Raw genomic sequence first — 19299 nt, forward strand, 5'->3', positions numbered from 1 at the left:
AGCCGGCTTTTCCGCTTCGTCAACACCTCATTTCGAGGCGGTTGACGCTGCTGCTTCTGCGGCAAACCCGAAGGTCTTTCGTCGAAGCGAGCCGCCTATTATGTCAGGCTTTTCGTTTCCGTCAACAACTTTTTGAGAGGCTGTTGACGTCGCTTTGGGGCGGTGGTCACCGAAGTGGCCGGCGCCGTGCAGCGAGGAAGCGAATTCTAGACATCTTTGTGAAATGTGCAATCACTTTGTGTGCTTCTGCAGCAAAGCGCTTGCTGACGCCAGACTCGGCAAGGTTTGGTGGTGCTTGTGGGTGGATTGAGGCTTGGGTTGGGGGTTGCTGGGCGCTTGCTTGAGGTTTTAGCTGGTTGGGTGTGTGCTGCGGGTGGGCTTCTTCTCTATATAGATAGAAGCGATGGGCTGGTGCGTTGGCGGCATCGCGTAGATGCCTGCCCTCATCCGCCCCTGCGGGGCACCGTCTCCCGCAAGCGGGAGACGGAATGGAGTTACGCCGTGCACGCTTGGGTTCCTGCTGCCACTTCACGACCTTCATCTTCCTGGGACTGCCGAAAGCCACACGCCGCTGCCGTCGGCCACAATGCGGGTTGATCCGACATTGCCTGCACGATGACCGACTCCTCTGCACGTTCCTTCTTCAAAGACCTTTCGCTGCCGGCGGTGATTGCCGGCTTCATCACGGTATTGGTGGGGTTTGCCAGTTCGGCGGTGATCGTTTTCCAGGCGGCGCAGGCCGTGGGTGCCGACCAGGCCGAAATCGCGTCGTGGATGTGGGCGCTGGGCATCGGCATGGGCGTGACCTGCATTGCGTTGTCGCTGCGCTACCGGATGCCCGTGGTAACGGCGTGGTCCACGCCGGGCGCAGCGATGTTGGTAGTCGGCGTGGGCACGTTGCCGTTGTCCGATGCGATCGGCGCATTTGTGCTGGCTGCAGTGTTGGCGGCAGTGGCTGGGTTCTCGGGGATATTCGAGAAGGCGATGCGGCGGATTCCGGTGTCGCTGGCCTCGGGCATGTTGGCCGGAGTGTTGCTGCGCTTTGGTCTGGATGTCTTTGTGTCGGTGGGCACGCAGCCGGTGTTGGTGCTGGCGATGTTCTTCACCTATCTGGCCGGTCGTCGCCTGTTCCCGCGTTATGCGGTGATCGCGACCCTGCTGGTCGGCGTGGCGATTGCTGGCAGCAAGGGGCTGATGCACATGGACCAAGTGCAACTGCAGTTGGCGCGGCCGGTATTTACGCTGCCGACACTATCGTGGGCGGCGCTATTCGGCATCGCCCTACCCTTGTTCATCGTGACCATGGCCTCGCAGAACGTGCCGGGCGTGGCGGTGTTGAAGGCGTCCGGCTACGACGCGCCGGTGTCGCCGGTGGTGGGCTGGATTGGCACGGTCAATGCCGTGCTGGCGCCGTTCGGTGGTTATGCATTGAACCTGGCGGCGATCACTGCGGCGATCTGCATGGGTCGCGATGTGCATGAGGATCCAGCCCGGCGTTACACGGCCGCGGTGAGCGCCGGTGCGTTCTATATCGTGGTTGGGCTGTTCGGGGCGACGGTGGCGGCGGTGTTTGCCGCGTTCCCCAAGGAACTGGTGGCGGCATTGGCCGGCATCGCGCTGTTGGGCACGATTGGCAACAGTCTGGCGGTGGCGGTGCGTGAGGAAGCCGAACGCGAGCCGGCGTTGGTGACGTTCCTGGTAACCGCTTCTGGCTTGTCGATGGCCGGGATTGGGTCGGCGTTCTGGGGGTTGGTGGCCGGGGTGGTGACGTTGGTGGTGTTGCGGCGGTGATACGCCGAAAGCGCCTGGCTTCGACTATGGCCTGCGTGTTGGTGCTGTTTTGATTTCAATCTGCCCTCACCCCAACCCCTCTCCCGCTAGCGGGAGAGGGGCTTTGAGCCAGCGCAAGAAAAAGGGCTTCGAGCGGGGCGTTAGAGCGGTTTGACCTCGAAGACCTGCTTGAGGGTGTGGCGGCCGCCGGGGGCCAGTTCGATCACGTCCGGGCCGACGTTGCCAGCTTCCACGCAAACGTAGTTACGCCACCCGGCGCCGATGTCGTCCATCTTCGCGGCGGCCACTTCACCTGCGTTCCAGACCACGGCGGTGCGGCTGCCGGAGGTGGTGATATCGATGGAGCGCTTGAAGCCTGGGTCTCGCAGAACGTAATGACCGGCAGCCTGGGTATAGATGCGATCACTGCGGCCCGGATCACGGGGATCGCGCAGGTTCCAGTCACCCTGCTGGATGTGGGCATTGCCACCGTCGAGCTTGTCCAGGTAGGTGAGGCCGTCCAGGCCGGTGACGTCGACCTTCAAGGCATCGCTGACATTGAAGTAGTTGTGCAGCGCCTGGGTGATGCTGACCGGCTGGCTGCCTGTGTTTTCGGTGATCAGCTCCTGCTCCAGTGTGCGGCCGATGCGCAGCACCATCTGCAGGCGCAGGGTGAGGTTGTCCAGCGGCGGCGGTGCGAGGGTCAGCACCAGCGTGCCGTCTGCTTCCCTGCGCGCGTCGCGCAGCTCCCACGAGACGGTGCGGACGAAACCGTGCGAGGGCACGTCGTTGCTCTGCCCCTGGCGCGAAAAATAGGGCCAGCACACCGGGCTGCCGCCACGGATCGGCGTGGGCGGTTGCTTGGCGCTGGGCGAGAGCCACATCACGTCCTGCCCGCCCTTGGGCACGAAGGACAGCAGCTGACCACCGAACACGCTGATGGCGGCAGTGGAAAACGGGGTTTCCACCTTCCAAGCGGGGAAGCCGTTGAAATCGCCTGTGCTCAGGCCCTGCACATCCTTCATTGAAACGTTGCTCCGTACGATCGGTGATTGGACGAGTTGCGTGTAATTGGTGGGCAGGCGAAAAGCCGTGGGTAGCGCCGGTTTGGCATCGCGCAGTGCCTGCAAAATGCGGGTGCCGGCGCGGCCGTCGGCGTTCTTCCAGCCCAGCCGCTGTTGTTCGACCTGGAGGGCGCGGCGGGTGGCGTTGCCGACCATGCCGTCTGCATTGCCGATGGCGTGGCCACGCGCGAGCAGCAGTGTCTGCAGCTGGCGACGTTCGTCGCGACCGAGGCCGGGGTCGTCCGTTGGCCAGGTTGCGGTGAGGCCGGCGCTACCGCGCAGGCGATCTGCCAGGGTGGCGATCGCCAGGGCGTAACTTTCGGCGGCGTTGTACGAATAAATGGCGTCGTAGTTGCGGAACACGAGCAACGCCGGCCCTTTGGCGCCGGCCGGCAGCAACAGCGCGGCATTGGCATCGTCGGCGATGGCCGGCAGCAACAGCGCGGCATTGGCATCGTCGGCGATGGCCGGCACCTGTAGCGACGTGCCGTCGGCCAGGGTAATGCCGAGCGTGCGCCAGCCGGCCAGTGGCTTGCGCTTGGTACGGCCGGCCAGCCCAGCGTCGAAGCCTGCCGGGAGGCGGACTTCAACGCCCCACGGCTGCCCTGTGCGCCAGCCGGACTGCTTGAGGTAATTGGCAGTGGAGGCCAATGCATCGGGAATACTGGCGACCAGATCACGGCGACCATCGCCATCGCCATCCACCGCAATGCGGGCGTAAGTGGATGGCATGAACTGGGTGTGGCCGAAGGCGCCGGCCCAGGAGCCAGTGAGGCCGGCGGGGTTGAGGTCACCCTTGTCGATCAATTTGAGCAGGGCCAGCAACTCACCCTTGAAGAAGGGTTGGCGGCGGCCATTGCAAGACAGCGTCGCCAGTGACTGCAATAACGGACGTTTGCCGAACACGCGGCCGTAGTCGCTCTCCACACCCCATACCGCCACGATGGTGGCCGGGTCGACGCCGTACTGGGCCGACACCTGATCGAGCAGGGCACGGTGCTGGGTGAGGCGGCTGCGGCCGTCATTGATGCGCTGGCTGTCGACCAACGCCGCGAGGTAATCCCAGATGGGCGTGGTGAACTCCGGCTGCGCATCGAGTAGCGGCAGCACGCTGAGGTCGGGGGTGATGTCGGTGAAAAGCTGGTCGAAGCGCTCGGCGCTGATGCCCTGGGAGACCGCTGCGCTTTTCAGCGTGGCGCCGCAATTACCAAAATCCGTGGTGGCGGCGAAGCTGGGTGCGGCCAGTGTGACGGCCGCCCATGCGGTGGCGATAGGCATCAGGTGGTTTGCTTTCATCCGCCGAGCTCCTTGCTGTGAGGGTTGATGATAAGCGGAGTGCGCCGATGGATTTGTTGCCTGCCTGCGGCGCTGGAAGCGTAAAGCAGTGATCAAGCGCTGCCCTCGCCGCTCTCGCAGGCAGCAGGAAAGAGACTCACCGGCTTTGCCCGTCGTCCCGTGCTCAGCCCGTCGCGTCGAGGTAGTACCAACGGCCGTCGATGCGTTGGAAGCGGCTGTGTTCGGTCATCTTTACCGCGCTGCCGCCGCCGATACGGTAACGGGCGACGAATTCGACCTCGGCGGTGTCTTCGCCGGTCACAACATGCCGCTTCACGCTCAGGCCCAGCCAATGCGTGCGCTGGCCTGGAGCCTCTTCCAGTGAAAGAGAGTCCGGGCGGGTGTCCGGATGCCAACTGCTGCGCAGGTAGTCGGCGTCCTTGAGCACATAGGCGCTATAGCGCGAACGCATCAGGGCTTCGGCATCCGGGGCGGCAGTGCCGGCGTGATAGCGGCCACAGCATGCGCTGTAGCTGAGGTCGCGGCCGCAGGGACACAGGGAAGTGGGAGATATTTGCATGCGCGCATTCTCCACCGATCCCGGCACCGGCTCCACCGGCGCTGCTGATGCCGGGCAAGGCGCGTATTCTGTCGCGCCCCGCGCTGGAATCGCCATGCTGGAACTGCTGCCGCCCGAACTGCCCTGGTTGTTGGTGATCGCCTTCATCGCCGGGCTGGTGGATGCAGCCGTTGGCGGCGGTGGGTTGATCCAGCTGCCCGGCCTGTTCACCACGCTGCCGCAACACACGCCGGCAGCATTACTGGGCACCAACAAATTCAGTTCGGTATTCGGCACCGGTGCTTCGGCCTGGCGCTATGCCCGCTCGGTACGGTTCCCGTGGCGGCCGGTGCTGCTGGCATCGGCGGCGGCGTTTGCGTGTTCGTTCCTCGGTGCGACAGCGGTGACGCTGTTGTCCAAGGATGCGGTGCGGCCGCTGGTGTTGACGCTGTTGATCGTGATGCTGGGTTACACGCTGGCCAAGAAGGACTTTGGCGCGCTGCATCGTCCGCGTGAGATTGGTCGCAAGGAGTTGACCATCGCGCTGATCATGGGCGGTGTGATCGGCTTCTACGATGGCTTCTTTGGCCCGGGCACCGGCAGCTTCCTGATTTTTCTTTTCGTGCGTTTCTTCGGCCTGGATTTCCTGCGTGCCTCGGCCGCGTCCAAAGTGGTGAACGTGGCGACCAACGTTGCTGCGTTGTCGTTCTTCGTGCCCAGCGGCAATGTGTTGATGGCCATTGCTGTACCCATGGCGATAGCCAACATCAGTGGCGCGGTGGTTGGCACGCGCATGGCACTGCGTGGCGGAACACCCTTGATCCGAAAGCTTTTCCTGGCGCTGGTGGTAGTGCTGATCGCGCGCATGGCATGGGACACCCTGAGCGGGCAGTAACCGCTCAGCTCATGGAAAGTGGATCGCGTATCGTTTTTGTGCCGATCGGACAACGTATCGGCACCACTTTCCTGCCAGTGCCCGGATGGCACATCCATGAAACATCGCCACGGAATCGCCGCAACCTTCCTGCTCGCCGGCGTGCTGCTTGCCTGCCTGCCGGTGATCTATGCGCTGCATCAAGCGCGCATGCAGGCCATCAGCGAGAAGTACCAGGCCCTGGATGAAGTGGGCCTGGGATTGGATCGCCGGGTGCGCAATGCGTTGGCGATGCTGACAACCATGCAGAACGACATGTCGACCAACGGTGAGGCACCCTGCAGCCCCGCCGATATCGTTCAACTGCAGCAGGTTGCCGCGCAGACGCAGATATCCATTGCCGCGTTGTATCTGGAAGACCATCGCGTGATCTGTTCCTCAAGTGATCCGCTGATGCTGCATTTGATGCTCGGACCTCCATCGGTGAAGCGCGCCGATGGCATCCGCATCTACGCCGATGTGCGATTGCCCGGCGTGCATGACCGCAGCTACGCGGTGATGGAAAAAGACGGGTATGCGCTGCTGGTATACCCGGATGGAATGCTTGCGCCATTCGTCCGTTCCGACCTTTCACTGGGCTTGTTTTCACCGGGCAGCGGCCAGTACGGCGCACGCAGCGGCGTTCTGCTGGACCACTGGATATCACCGGGCGCCGAGGCGGCGGAGTCAACCCATTTCGTGGACGAGGATGCCGGCTTTCTGGTGGTGCGGCACATCATGCAGACCAGCAACACCGGGGTGGTCGTCGCCACGCCGATCGCCAACATCGACCAGCGCATGGCGCATTTCGGCAAGTGGTTCATTCCTGCCGGGATCGTGATCGGCCTGAGCGTGTTGGCCACCGCATTGCTGCTGACCCGGTACCAGTTCTCTCCCCACAGCCAGTTGTTGTACGCGCTCAAAAAAGGCCATGTCTTTCTGCTGTACCAGCCCATCATCGACCTGCGCGACAACACCTGCATCGGTGCTGAGGCATTGCTGCGTTGGCAGTATGAAGACGGCACGATACTGCTGCCCGACAGCTTCATTCCCATCGCCGAAGACAGCGGGATCATCCAGCAGGTCACCGCGCAGGTACTGAAGTTGGTGGAGCGGGACATGAGCAGCTTCCTTCAGGGCATGCCCGGCTTCCGGCTTGCGGTGAACCTTGCCGCCAGCGATCTGCAGTCGGAGCGGACGCCGGAACTATTGGCCGCGATGCTGCGCGGGATCGGGCCGGGTTGTGGACAGTTTGTAGTGGAAGCCACTGAGCGAGGGCTGCTGGAAGAGGCGAGTGCATTGAGCGTGGTCAACGCGATCCGCGAGCTGGGCATCGAAATCGCCATTGATGATTTCGGCACCGGCTATTCCAGCCTGGCTTATCTGGCCACATATCCTTTCGACATTCTCAAGGTGGACAAGAGCTTCACCTCCACCGCCTGCACCGAGGCCGTCACCAGCCAGGTGGCCGTGCACATCCTCGACCTTGCCCGCACCTTGGGCATGCAGACATTGGCCGAAGGCATCGAAACAACCGCGCAGGCGGACTTCTTCCGCAGCCGGGGCGTGGTGTACGGGCAGGGCTATCTGTTTGGCCGGCCAATGACGGCTGCGGAGTTGTTCGAGTTTGTGGCCGCCAATACCCGGCCAGGCCAACTTGCAATTCCTTGCAAGCTGGCGGCACAGAAGTCCGGCGACACATCGGTCCACTGATGTTGACGCGCCGCTGAAGAAAATAACCGGTTCATCTTGCTGTCTATTGCGGTGTCCGCTTTTCAGGACTTCTCTGCTTGCCGGCTTCTAACGAATTGTTTACAACCGCGAGGCACCCGTCGTTTCGACGGACAAGTAGTCCGGCATTCATAGGAGCTTCCCGATGACGTCGTTACCGCTACGCACGCACCGCCTCACGCTCGCCGTACAGATTTCCCTGTTATGCCTGTTGCCCACCGTCGCTGCCGCACAAGACGCACCCGGCAACAGTGCAAGAACCCTGGACACCGTCCAGGTCACCGGCAGCCGCATCAAGAAGGCGGAACTGGAAACCCAGGTACCGGTGCAGGTACTCACCCGTGAAGCCATCGACCGCACCGGCTACACGTCGGTCGCCGACGTGGTGCAGCACCTCACTGCCAGCGGTGCCTCGCTGAGCACCAAGCTCAACTCCAGCGGCAATTTCGGCTTCCCACCCGATGGCGGCGGCGTGGGCGCGGGTGCGGCAACGGTGGATCTGCGGCATCTCGGGCCCAAACGCGTACTGGTGCTGGTGGATGGCATCCGCTGGGTCAATGAATCATCCGGTTCGGGCGTCGGCTCGTCCGTGGACTTGAACACCATTCCGTTGGCGCTGGTGGAGCGCATCGAAGTACTGGAAGACGGTGCATCGTCGATCTACGGTTCCGATGCGATCGCCGGCGTGGTCAACATCATCACCAAGAAGAATGCCGACGGCGGCCACATCGAGGTGCAGTACGGCGATTACAACCTCAAGGGCGGCGACACCAGTAGCGTGGACATGAGTTTCGGCAAGAGCGGGGAGCGCGCGCAGTGGATTGTCGGCGCGTCGTGGTTCAAGCAGAAGGAAGTTGCCTCGACCGAGTACGAGTGGGCCACCGTGCCGGTACCGGGCACCGGGCTGGCCAACGGCAGTTCGGCAACGCCGCAGGGCCGGTTGGTGTTTGCTGACCCCAGCGGCAAGACCTACAACATCACCTCCAACACCGGCATCACCAATCCGGTATTCGACCCCAGCCAAGCCAACTGCGCCGATGGCGTCACCGGCCCCCGCACCGATGACTACCACTGCTTCGGTACGCCCGACCGCTACAACTTTGCGCCGAACAACCTGCTGCTGACGCCCAACGAACGCAAGTCGGTATTCGGCCAGGTGCGTTTTGAATTCACCCCGAACCTGAGCGGTTGGTTCCGCGGCATGTACAGCGAACGCGAATCGGCCAACCAGGCCGCGCCAGAGCCGTTCTTCCTCGGCACCGATGCCGGTGTGTACAACGACTGGGCCGAAAAGAATCTGGTGATCTCGGCCAACAATCCGTACAACCCGTTCGGCTTCGACCTGACCACCATGGGCAGCGACCCGAACCTGTTCCTGATTGGCCGCCGGCCTGTAGAAGGCGGCCCACGCCGTTACGAGCAGGAGGTGAAAACCTGGTACGCGGCAGCAGGCCTGGATGGCACGTTCGAGGTCAACCAGCGCACCTGGAACTGGGACATCAATGCGATGACCAGCGAAAGCAAGGCCACCCAGACCAACACTGGCAGCTACAACATCAAGCACATCAACCAGGCACTGGGCGACCCGACCGCGTGTGCGGCCATCGCCGGCTGCGTGCCGCTGAACATCTTCGGCGGGCCCGGCACCATCACCCCGGACATGCTGGCGTGGATTTCGCCAGTCGTGCGTGACCGCAGCAAGAACACGCTGAGCCAGGCGTCGGCCAACATCACCGGTGAGTTGTTCGATATGTGGGCCGGGCCGCTGTCCTTTGCCGCTGGTGCCGAGTGGCGTCGCTACAAAGGCGAGTACCACCCCGATCCGATCACCATCGCCGGCGAGTACAACGGCGTGCCCTCGGGCGTGACCATCGGCAGCTACTCGGTGAAGGAAGCCTATGCCGAGTTCGACATCCCGCTGGCGCGCGGGGGGTTCTGGGGCAAGAGCCTGGACATGAGCATCGCCGGGCGTTACTCGGACTACTCCACCTTCGGCGGCACCGGCACCGGCAAAATCGGCCTGCGTTGGCAACCGGCCGACGAACTGCTGCTGCGCATGTCGTTTGCACAGGGTTTCCGCGCCCCGTCCATTGGTGAGTTGTACGGCACGCTGAGCCGCTTCGATGCAACGCTGGTGGACCCATGCAACAACGCCGCATCCACCACCCCCAAGTGCGTTGCCGATGGCGTGCCGCCCGGTTACGAGCAGGCCAATCCGCAGATTTCCGTGGTGACTGCCGGCAACCGCGAACTGGATCCGGAAGAAAGCCGCTCGTTCATGGCCGGCTTCGTATGGAGCCCAGGCTGGGCGGCGGACAGCAGTTGGGCCAGCAAGCTGGACCTGGGCGTGACCTTTTACCGCCACACCATCGACGGTGCGATCCAGGCACCGGATGCGCAGCTGATCCTGGACCGCTGCATCGATACCCGTGACGCGGCGGCCTGCGCCAGCTACACGCGCAATGACCGTGGCCAGATCGTCCGCTTCGAGGACATCCTCGCCAACCTGGGCACCATCAACACCAGCGGCTGGGACTTCACCGCACATTGGCTGTTGCCGGAAACCGGCTGGGGCCAGCTCGGCTTTGACTGGAAGTCCACCTGGGTGACGCGCTATGAGCTGATCAACGAATCCGGCCAGCCCGAACCCAAAGGCCCGGGCGTGGAAGTCAACGACAGTGCCATTCCGGAGTGGACCTCGACGCTGACCACCAATTGGGATTTCCGCAATTGGAATGCGAGCTGGACGATGCGTTACATCGACCGCCTGCGCGAACGCTGCGCCGGCGCAAATGGCTTCCCGATCTGCACCGACAGCGTTGCGGATCAACATTGGCTGGGTGCGACCACGTACCACGACGCACAGGTGAGCTGGCGTACCGATGCATGGATGAAAGGGGTGAAGGTCAGTCTCGGCGTGAACAACGTGTTCGACAAGAATCCGCCGATCTGCCTGAGCTGCACGCTCAATGGTTACGATCCGGGCACGTATGACCTGCCGGGGCGTTACAGCTACGCAAAACTGAGCCTGGATTTCTAAAGGCGGCGGTTGTTGGAAACAATGAAGGGAGCCGCGAGGCTCCCTTCGTTTGTGTGCTGTTTGCAGGTGCGTAGTCAGACCATCGGGGCCACATGCAAACCACTGCCCTCATTCCCGGCTCCCTGCTCCGGCCCCTGCGCCGGGGCGGTCGATGAGCAGCGAACCGGTGGGCCGCATTAGGCCATCAACGCAGGACGGCACCGGCCAACGCCATCGTCAGCAATGCCATGACCGGCAGCATCGACAGGCCGAAACCCAGGCCGCGACGGGACGGTGCGCTGATGTAGGCACGCCAGTAAATGAAGCGGCCAATCAGGTAGACCACGCCAATGCCGGCTACCCAGGTTGCCGGCCAGAAGCGGGCAGCAACAAACAGCGCAGGCAGCAGTGCCACCATCAACTCCAGGGAATTCATCTGCACGCGATAGGCACGCTCGAACCCCTCGTGACCGGCAACTGCCGGTGCCTTCACGCCGTAGCGCCCGCGTGCGCGGCCAACCTCGTAGATGAAGAACAGGTACTGCACCACGACCAGCATGGCGACGATTTCTACGTAGTGCATGAAGAGCTCCGGTTGAGAGGCGGGATCGTAGCCCGGGCACGCACGGTGTGCGCGAGGAACAGAAACATTGCGCGGGGTTTGCGGCCTGCGCGGGCCCACGCAGAATCCACCGCGCCCCTCACGCCCTAAGGGCACCCTCCCCCGCAAACGAGGGAGAGGTTTGGAGAGTACGACGCTTTCAGTTACTGCTCGGTAGCAGCACGCTTCTTCGCGGCCGCTTTCTTGGGCGCCTTCTTTACCGGTGCTGCGATCACTTCCGCTTCAACCACAACGGCCTCAGCTGCCGCGATGATGTCCTCCGCTTCCGGTGCGATCGCTTCCACCTGTGGTGCTTGCTTCGCCGCAAGTTCGGCATCATCCTGCGCGCGCGCCGCTGCACCGCGGGCACGGGCTGGAAGTTTCAAGCGGTTGGCTTCGTCGTCGTACTCGATCAACAGCACGCCCGAATCGTGGCGGCCGCTGATTTCAACGAAACACGCGCCGCCAATGAACGGCTCCAGCGTCATCACCGACTTCAACGGTGTGGCTACCACCATCTGGAAACCGAAGTTCTCGAAGATATTCATCGCCAACGCGGTGAATTCGTTGTCGGCCTTATCGAAGGCTTCGTCCAGCACCACGGCGGCGTAGCGCGGCAACTCGCCGTCTTCGCCACCCAGCTGGTAACGCAGTGCGGCGGCAAGGCACGTCGTCGCCAGCTTCTGGCGCTGACCACCGGATTTACCGGCACCGCTGCGATAGATCTCGACCTGCTCGCGGGTTTCGCCATCCAGCTCGACGCCGATGAACTCCACGTGCAAACGCACATCCAGTACCTGCTCGCGCCAGCGGCGCAGCTCCGGTTCCTGCGCACCCAGACGGCGCACCAGATCACGCAGCACGTTGAACTGGGTTTCGGCCAGCGAACGGTCTTCGGTCTGCTGATGGGTCAGCACCGCGCGCAACTGCAGCTGGAAATCCTGCACTTCCGGCAGACGACGATCCGTCACGTCGATGGCCAGCACGGTACCGCGGTTGAACGCCACCTGCTCCAGCGAGGCGTTGACCTCGTCCATGCGCTGCTTGATCGCCTTGTGCGCCTCGGCAGTGTGACGCTGCAGGGCCAGCAGGTTGTTCTTGCTCTGCGTCTGCAGCAACTCGAAGAAGCGGCCTTCGTGACGCGGCAGGCCATCGCTTTCCAGGCGCTGCAAACGCGCCAGGAAATCATCGGCACTGCTCAGTGACACGGTGAAATCGCCCGAGTCCTCCGGCCACTGCTGGCAGTATTTGCGGAAGCAATCAAGCAGGTGCTGGGTGAGCTTGGCATCGCGACTTTGGCTTTGCCCCAGCTCTTCGCCCAAGCCACGTTCGATCACACGGAAGTGGCTTTCCAGCGTGTCCAGGTTGAAGCCCGGCAGCACCTGCAGGCGCTCGCCAAGACCTTCACGCTGCGCTTGCGTCAGCGGCGTGCTGGCGACCCGGGCGGCACCGTTGTCTCGCTGCTGCTCCAGCCGCACGCGTTCGCGCGACAGCTGCGCGCGTTCCAGACGCACGTCTTCGTAGGTGCGCTTGGCCTGGTCGCGCAGGCCGCGTGTCAATTCGATCTGCTGTCCGACACGCGCCAGCGCGTTGTCACCTTCGCGCAGGTCGGTGAGCTGCTCGTCGATATCGGTCAGGCGCTGCAGACGCGGGCCGAGATCGATTTCGTCCCAGTCGCGCTCCACCAGCACGCGCGCGGCCAGCTGTTTTTCCTGGCCACTTTCACGCTGCTTGCGCAGCATGGCGACATCGGCCTCGCTGCGCGCGATGCGCTGCGCCAACTCCTGCCCTTCGCGTTCAAACACGCGACGCTTGTCGCGGTTGTCGTGGCCCAGCATCCAACGCTTGCGGTCGTTGACGGCGTGGCGGTCATCCTTTTCGTAACGATCGCCGGGGTGCTTGATCTGGCCTTCGCGGGTCAATGCGCGGTCTTCGCTGCGCAGCTGGCCGGCGTTCTCCACGCAGGTGTAATCGAAGCGACGCAGCAGTTCGTTGTAGACCCAATCGCCGAACGCGTGGTCACGCAGCTGCAGTTTGTGGATCAACGACCGCTTTTCCGGCTCGCGTGCGTGCAGCAGTTCGTTGTCACGCACGCGGAAGTACACCAGCTTGGTGCCCAGATGCGTGCGGTTGGCCCATTCGGCAACCTGGCTGTGGTGCTTTTCATCCACCAACAGCGACTGCGCGAAACCATGCAGCACGCGTTCGATGGCGCCGCGCCAACCGATTTGATCCTCGCGCACCTGGACCAGCTCGCCGACGAACGGCAGCACCGATTCGGGCAGGCCGGTGTCGTCGCACAGCCGTGCGCGCATCTGCTGCAGCGGCGCCGGAATGGAGCTGGGCGTGGACTTCAGCGATTCCAGTTCCACACGCAATGCAGCGAAACGCTTTTCATCGTCGCGACGCTCGGCCATGCGCTCGGCGATGGCGTCGTCCACGGTGCCGGCGCCATCGCGGCTGCCGTCAATCAACGTGCGTGCCTGTTCCACCTGCTCGGAGAACGCAGCGGCGGTATCGGCCAATGCCATGCCCAACTGGCGGCAGGCGCTTTCCAGCTGCTTGCGGCGACGTGCGCGCTCTTCGACTTCGCGCTCCACGCGAATGCGCTCGCGCTCCAGCTCCTCGATGCGCTCGCCGCCTTGTTCGCGCTGCAGGCGTTCCAGCTCAACCAGCTTCTGTTCGTGGTTATCCAGGGCCTGACGGCGCTGGCCTTCCTCGCCCATCAGGCCACGGTCGATGACTTCCACTTCGCGCATGCGCTCGTTGACCAGCTCCAGGCGCGTTTCTTCGCGGTAGCCGTCAATACCGATCTGCAGGTCGCGCAGATTGGCCACGCCTTTGCGCAGCTCGGTCAGGTCGTGATGGAACTCGCGGGCCGGGGTCAGCGTTTCCACCTGCCGGCGTGCGGTGACCACGGCGTGGTGAGCACCATCGAGTTCGGAGAAATCTTCAACCAGACGATCGGCCGCTTCAAAGGTGCGCGGCTCTTCCAGCATGAAACCGCGCAGGAAGGCGTTGAGGTCACCCAGGTTCTTGGCCGACTGCGTTTTGTGCAGCAGGCGCAGCGCCATGTCGTTGCCGATGCCGAGCAGGTGACGGAAGCGCTCGGCATACCCGGCGAAGCTGTCGAAGTGGGCAACATCCTCGCTCAGACGCAGACGCAGCTTGCGCAGGTCCAGGTCAAAGCCTTCCAGCTCGGTCAGGTCGAAACGACGCGGCACCACCATGTAGTGCTTGCGCACATCATTGGCCGAGGTGCCGGCACCGTTGACCCAGAACATGCGCACGATGGACACCGCTTCGCCGCGGGCGTTGTGGTATTCCAGCGCCAACGCGGTCCAGGTGGCACCCTTGCGCAGGTACTGGGTGGCGATTTCGCCGGACTCACTGTCCTGCTGGTCGGCCCAGGCACCGCGCACGTAGGACACGAGCGAACGGTCGCGGCCGGAACGTTCGGCTTCGCGCGCGGCAGCGTTGAAGTCAACGATGCTCGGCGGCGTCAGCAGCGCACTCATGCCATCGAGCAGGGTGGATTTGCCCGAGCCGGACCGGCCCACGAACAAGAAGCCACGCGCGGCGATCGGCACTTCGGTCAGGCCGGAGAACGTCCCCCAGTTGAGCACCTGCAGGCGGCGCATGCGGAACTGGTTTGCGCGGGCGTCGCTGGCCGGGTCGTTGAACAACGCGGCAGCGGGGAGCAGGGTTTGGGTGGTCGTTTCCATGCGGCTTATCCTTCAACCGCCGCGCAGGGCGCGACGGTGGCAAACACAGTTGGGGCGACGCGCGTGCGCGTCATTCGTCGGCGTCGTCGCTAACGGTTTCAAGGGTTTCAACCGCGCCGCCGTCTCGCAGCTGGCGGTACGCATCGGCCAGCACCTGCACATCCTCGGCCGAGAACAGCAGCTTCAATGCGGGCGAAATTTCGTAGCGGTCTTCGCTGCCACGCAGCTTGGACAGCAGTTGGTTCTCGCGCATCTTGGCGATGGCCGCGCTCACACGCTTGCCGTAACCGGCCTGATCGGTGGAGACATTCTTCTGGTAGATGCTCAACGCTTCGACCAGCTGCAGTTCTTCCACCACCGCGCGCTCACCGCGCGTGTCGGCTTCGGCCAGCTGCTGCCGCAGGAACAGCAACAACACCGATTCGATGAAGGTCAGCGGCGCGCTGCGCAGCAAGGTCGGCGAATCCACTTCGGCGGTGTCGGCCTGGCGGGTGAAGGCGATGCCGCCGTCGCGGTCCAGCACCAGCTCCAGGAACAGCTCGCTGAGCAGGCTGCGCACGGCCTCTTCATGCCGCAGCAAAGCCGCCCACTGTGTGGGCTGCCGCTGTGCATCAACGCTGGGCCCGGCCAGCAGCTGGCACAGCGCGCGACGTGCTTCGGCCGGCAGGTTGCCGGTGTCGCCCAGGAACAAGGCACCGTTGGCCTTGGCGGCCGGCGGCGTTGCAACCGGCGCGGCGGCGGCGTCAGCTTCGGTTTCCAGTTCGGTCTCAGACCAGTTCATCGCGTCTTTCCTTGAGGAACCACACCAGCGGCACGCGTGCACGACGCACGTTGCCGTCACCGCCGGTCCATTCCACGGTTTCCAGTTGATCGCGCACCACCATGCCGTGGCGGGTGCCGATGGAGAGATAGCCGATCACGCTGCCCAGGCCCTGCCGCGCTGGCCGCTCGCGCAGCACCTGCGCGATGGACAGCTGCGGGCGCGTGCCGAGCAGCATGAACAGGTTGTCCTTGAGGGTGCGCACATCGATTTCCGACTGCGCGACCAGGTCGCCGACGCTGTCGAGCGAAATTTCCGCCGCCTCGGCCATGAAGATGGAGGTTTCCACCTGATGGCTGCGCGGGTCGTGCAGGCGCCATTGGCCAATGGAGCGCACCCGCGCCGACGACAGCGGCAGCACAAAGCCGGTGGCTGCGGTGGGCCGCACCTCATCGCGCAACAACAGCGCCTGGCCCTGCGCCTGCTTGAGCAGTTGGTTGAGGCGGCGCTGCTCCAGGTAGCCACGGCTCTGCACGAAGCCACGCAGGCTGCGCGCGAAATGCTGCATCACCTCATGCACCTGGCCGCCGCGTTCCAGCAGCGTGCTGGTGAAGTTGCGCAGGAAGTTGCGCTCGTTGCGGTCCAGCTTGCGGGTGAAGCCGCGGTTGAGCACGGTGTCCAGCGCCGCATCGAGTTCGGCGCTGCGCTGCATATCGTTGAGCAGGTCCCAGAACGCCTGGAAGCTGCGGCCAGCATCGGATTCACCAATCACATCGACGCCGTTGAACAGGCGGTCGAGCACGTCACCGCGCGCGCCTTCGTCGTCGATGATGCGTTCGCGGAAACGGCGGTTGAGTTGCTCGAAGTCATCCCGCACGCGGCGGAAGTCTTCGGCCAGATCATCGGCCAGGCGGATCACGTCGCGGGTGCGTTCCAGCGCGCGCTTGCCGTCGAGCGTGGATACCTTGCCGCTGGCGGCCTGGGCGATCTCGGCGTCGATGCGCTCACGCTCGGCGCGCAATGCCACCAGACGCGCTTCGGGATCGGCTTCGGTCTGCTGGGCCAGCTGCGAGATCTGCTGCATGACCATGGCCAGGCGGCTTTCCGTGGCCAGGCTGGCGTTGTGCTCGACACCAGCAATGAAGCGGATGGCCTGCACAGCCTGGCGCGAGAGCTCGTATTCCTCTTCGCTGGCGCCTTCCGGCAGGCGACGCTCCAGCCAACCCTGGGCCAGCCAGTAGGCGATGTAAGCCTGCGCCGTGCGCGGCAGCTCCACCTCCAACTCTTCGGCATTGAGCGCGTCCAGCTGCTGCTGCAGGCGCTCGGCCAGGATCGAACCCGGCACGCGCCGGTCTGCCTCCAGCAACAGGCCCTGCAACAGTCCGATCAGGACAGGCGCGCGGTCGGAGGCCAGCAGCTTCCACAGCGGCTGCTCGCGCAGGCGCTGATAGCCGGCAATGCGTTGGGGGTACTTCATCGAGCGCGCGCAGATCCTTGGATTAACGGCGGGCTTGGCCGACTTCGATGAAACGCAGGAACTCAGCGCGAGTGCGTGCGTCGTCATGGAAGGTGCCGCGCATGCGCGAAGTGACCATGCTCACGCCACGCTTGTGGATGCCACGGGTGGTCATGCACTCGTGTGAGCCTTCCACCACCACGCCCACGCCCAGCGGCTGCAGCACGTCCTGGATGCAGTCGGCGATCTGTGCGGTCATCTTTTCCTGCACCTGGAAGCGGCGGGCATAGGCCTCGACCACACGCGCCAGCTTGGAGATGCCCACCACGCGGCCGTTGGGCACGTAGCCGATATGGACGCGGCCGAGAATCGGCGCCATGTGGTGTTCGCAGTGGCTTTCGTACTCGATGTCGCGCAGCACGATCATTTCGTCGTAGCCGGCCACTTCCTCGAAGGTACGCTCCATGTATTCACGCGGATCGTCCTGGTAGCCCTTGAACCAGTCGCCATAGGCTTCGGCCACCCGGCGCGGGGTATCCAGCAGACCTTCACGGGCGGGATCTTCGCCAGCCCAGCGCAGCAGGGTGCGTACGGCCTCTTCGGCCTGTGTCTGGGTGACGGTGGGGTTCTTGGAGTCGGTCATTACAGACAGCGCTTGGATTACGGGGTGGACATGCTACCAGCCGGGTGCGTAGAGGGGCATGGAGGGCGATGAAGCAGCCCCGCTCAATTCGAGAGAATGAACCTTAGTTCATTGTTTTTATTTGGTTTATAGAAGATTTGAAGAGGGTTGCGCGCTTAGTTCGACGCCACTACCAATGCAAGTGCATCGGGGATGGGGCCGTGCACAATCTGACGCAGCAAACGCGCCTCTCCCGGGTCCACCGCGTGGGTCTGGCCCGCTTCGTAAGCCAGATACAACGCCAGCGACTCCCTCCGCACGGCAGCAGCGATCTGGTCCAGTTCGGCCAGCGCCAAACGCTCGGGTATCCCGATGGCCTGCCCGAAAGCGGCTACTTCGGCGCGATTCACGTCGCCAAAGCGGGTTGCCGCCCCCATTGGAAACACCAGTGTTTCCCCGGCCCAGTCCGGCGCCTTGTAAACGGCCGTGCTGAGCAGGTCGTAGTGCGGCGACAACTCCCACCCCTTGTTTCCCCAAAGGAAACTCAGATTCTTGAGGTGTGCATCGGCATTGCCAATGAAAAAATTGAACAACTGCCAGCGCAGCAGGGCCAAACGGGTCACTGCAGGGGTTCGGCTGATCTGCAGGAGCTTCTGCAAGGCCGTGCCGTTGGCCTGCTGGTACTTGAAGACACTGTCCAGGGACAGCAGCTGGCAACCGTCCAAAGCATAGCGACGGCGGACCTGCAGCCCCTCTCCTTCCCGGTCAAAGCGGCGTACCAGATAGACCGGCTCCGGTACCCGCCGCACGTCCACCTCGGGTACCGGCAGTCCACAGGCGCCAGCCAGGCGCATGCAGAACCATTCGTTGATCACGCTGTGCGGATAGTCATCCACCTGTTCGTGATCGGGTTTGAGGATGTGGGTGGAGGCGGCTTTGCCGATGGGTTCCCACAACTGGCCCTGGTCGAGCACGACTGCCAGTTTGTGCTGGGCGCCAGCCAGCGACATGCGCTTGGGCGCCCCATGCGACAGCGGCTGCCTCGGCAGCGCCTTGATACGGGCCGAGAGCTCGGCATCCGGCAGGGGTTGCAGTTCCGCGGGCGGTAACTGCTGACTTGGCGGCAGCAAGGTCAGCGCACCTGCCGATTCCGGACCAAAGCGCTGCAGCAGCCCAAACGCGTCGGCGGCATTGATGCCCGCATCGGCAGCGACCAACAGGCGTCCCGCTTCCTCGGGCAGCAGGTTGTCAAAGAACCACTGCACCGGGCGCTGACTGCCACCGTCCTGGATTTGCCCGGCGCTGCGTGGCAATGCCGGGGACAAGTCGAAACCCTGCTCACGCCAGACCGGGTCATAGCCCAATGCCCACACGTTTCCCTGCTCATGCAGTTCGCCGACGCGCTGCTGCTCCAGCCAGACGTCGAGCTGACGGGGTTCGGGGCTTGCGGCCATCACGGCTGCTTCCGTGTGGTGGCGGGCAAGTCCATCGGCAGATCCAGCTGCACCCGGATACCCAGCTGCCGCAGCAGCTCGAACACGCGGCCGATCTGCACGGTGTCCTTGCCACGCTCAATATTGCCCAGGACCACATGACTGGTGCCGGCCATTGCAGCCAGATCATCCTGCCGCAGTCCCTGTGCCTTACGCACCGCACGCACGTATTGGCCGATATCGGATGCTTGGTCGATCTGTACCTGCATGGCTCACGCCTTGAATATAAAGCCCACGTTAGATTATCTGCCAAAAGGGCCAGATACAACACGAATCTAAAGCTGACTTTATATTTCTATAAGAAAAGCCGC

At 63.6% G+C, this 19299-nt stretch carries 12 protein-coding genes and 1 pseudogene; 4 read left to right on the plus strand and 9 right to left on the minus strand.

Features of this window, described 5'->3' with window-relative positions; translation table 11 throughout:
• The first annotated feature begins 615 nt into the window (after positions 1 to 615).
• The gene (locus PAN08_RS00005) at positions 616 to 1791 is read left to right on the plus strand and encodes a benzoate/H(+) symporter BenE family transporter (RefSeq protein WP_269789513.1); all 1176 of its coding nucleotides are present in this window, start codon (positions 616 to 618) and stop codon (positions 1789 to 1791) included.
• Between the two features lie 140 nt (positions 1792 to 1931).
• On the opposite strand, the gene PAN08_RS00010 is transcribed toward PAN08_RS00005, so the two are convergent.
• Together PAN08_RS00010 and PAN08_RS00015 are read right to left on the minus strand one after the other, a co-directional pair.
• On the minus strand, positions 1932 to 4112 hold the full coding sequence (locus PAN08_RS00010) for a lytic murein transglycosylase (protein WP_269791124.1): 2181 nt from the start codon (positions 4110 to 4112) through the stop codon (positions 1932 to 1934).
• A gap of 181 nt (positions 4113 to 4293) precedes the next feature.
• Complete coding sequence (locus tag PAN08_RS00015; protein ID WP_269789514.1) at positions 4294 to 4689, minus strand: YchJ family metal-binding protein; 396 nt, start codon at positions 4687 to 4689, stop codon at positions 4294 to 4296.
• A gap of 94 nt (positions 4690 to 4783) precedes the next feature.
• Between PAN08_RS00015 and PAN08_RS00020 the strand changes: the two genes are divergently transcribed.
• From PAN08_RS00020 to PAN08_RS00030, 3 genes are all read left to right on the plus strand, one after another.
• The gene (locus tag PAN08_RS00020; protein WP_269791125.1) at positions 4784 to 5563 is read left to right on the plus strand and encodes a TSUP family transporter; all 780 of its coding nucleotides are present in this window, start codon (positions 4784 to 4786) and stop codon (positions 5561 to 5563) included.
• Positions 5564 to 5659: 96 nt separating this feature from the next.
• A complete protein-coding gene (locus PAN08_RS00025; RefSeq protein ID WP_269789515.1) occupies positions 5660 to 7294 on the plus strand; it encodes an EAL domain-containing protein in 1635 nt (544 codons plus the stop codon).
• A 163-nt stretch (positions 7295 to 7457) separates the two neighbouring features.
• Positions 7458 to 10352, plus strand: a complete 2895-nt coding sequence (locus PAN08_RS00030; RefSeq protein WP_269789516.1) for a TonB-dependent receptor — start codon at positions 7458 to 7460, stop codon at positions 10350 to 10352.
• Between the two features lie 184 nt (positions 10353 to 10536).
• Here PAN08_RS00030 and PAN08_RS00035 read toward each other — a convergent pair whose 3' ends face one another.
• The 7 genes and pseudogenes from PAN08_RS00035 to PAN08_RS00065 all read right to left on the minus strand — a co-directional run bounded on the left by PAN08_RS00035 (position 10537) and on the right by PAN08_RS00065 (position 19197).
• Positions 10537 to 10914: an MAPEG family protein gene (locus PAN08_RS00035; RefSeq protein WP_269789517.1), complete on the minus strand. Its 378-nt coding sequence runs from the start codon at positions 10912 to 10914 to the stop codon at positions 10537 to 10539.
• 377 nt (positions 10915 to 11291) lie between these two features.
• Positions 11292 to 14657, minus strand: a pseudogene (locus tag PAN08_RS00040) (SbcC/MukB-like Walker B domain-containing protein); the annotation flags it as partial.
• A 70-nt stretch (positions 14658 to 14727) separates the two neighbouring features.
• Entirely contained in the window at positions 14728 to 15438 is a 711-nt protein-coding gene (locus PAN08_RS00045; RefSeq protein ID WP_269789518.1) for a DUF4194 domain-containing protein, read from the minus strand.
• On the minus strand, positions 15425 to 16894 hold the full coding sequence (locus PAN08_RS00050; protein WP_269789519.1) for a DUF3375 domain-containing protein: 1470 nt from the start codon (positions 16892 to 16894) through the stop codon (positions 15425 to 15427). The genes PAN08_RS00045 and PAN08_RS00050 overlap by 14 nt, the downstream gene beginning before the upstream one ends.
• 22 nt (positions 16895 to 16916) lie before the next feature.
• On the minus strand, positions 16917 to 17516 hold the full coding sequence (gene folE, locus PAN08_RS00055) for a GTP cyclohydrolase I FolE (RefSeq protein WP_269789520.1): 600 nt from the start codon (positions 17514 to 17516) through the stop codon (positions 16917 to 16919).
• A gap of 155 nt (positions 17517 to 17671) precedes the next feature.
• Positions 17672 to 18949 carry a HipA domain-containing protein gene (locus PAN08_RS00060; protein WP_269789521.1) on the minus strand — a complete coding sequence of 426 codons (1278 nt, stop codon included), beginning with the start codon at positions 18947 to 18949 and terminating at the stop codon, positions 17672 to 17674.
• The gene (locus PAN08_RS00065; protein WP_269789522.1) at positions 18949 to 19197 is read right to left on the minus strand and encodes a helix-turn-helix domain-containing protein; all 249 of its coding nucleotides are present in this window, start codon (positions 19195 to 19197) and stop codon (positions 18949 to 18951) included. Before PAN08_RS00065 ends, PAN08_RS00060 begins: the two co-directional genes overlap by 1 nt.
• Between the last annotated feature and the right edge of the window lie 102 nt (positions 19198 to 19299).

This window comes from Stenotrophomonas sp. Iso1 (assembly GCF_027497995.1).
Lineage (GTDB): Bacteria > Pseudomonadota > Gammaproteobacteria > Xanthomonadales > Xanthomonadaceae > Stenotrophomonas.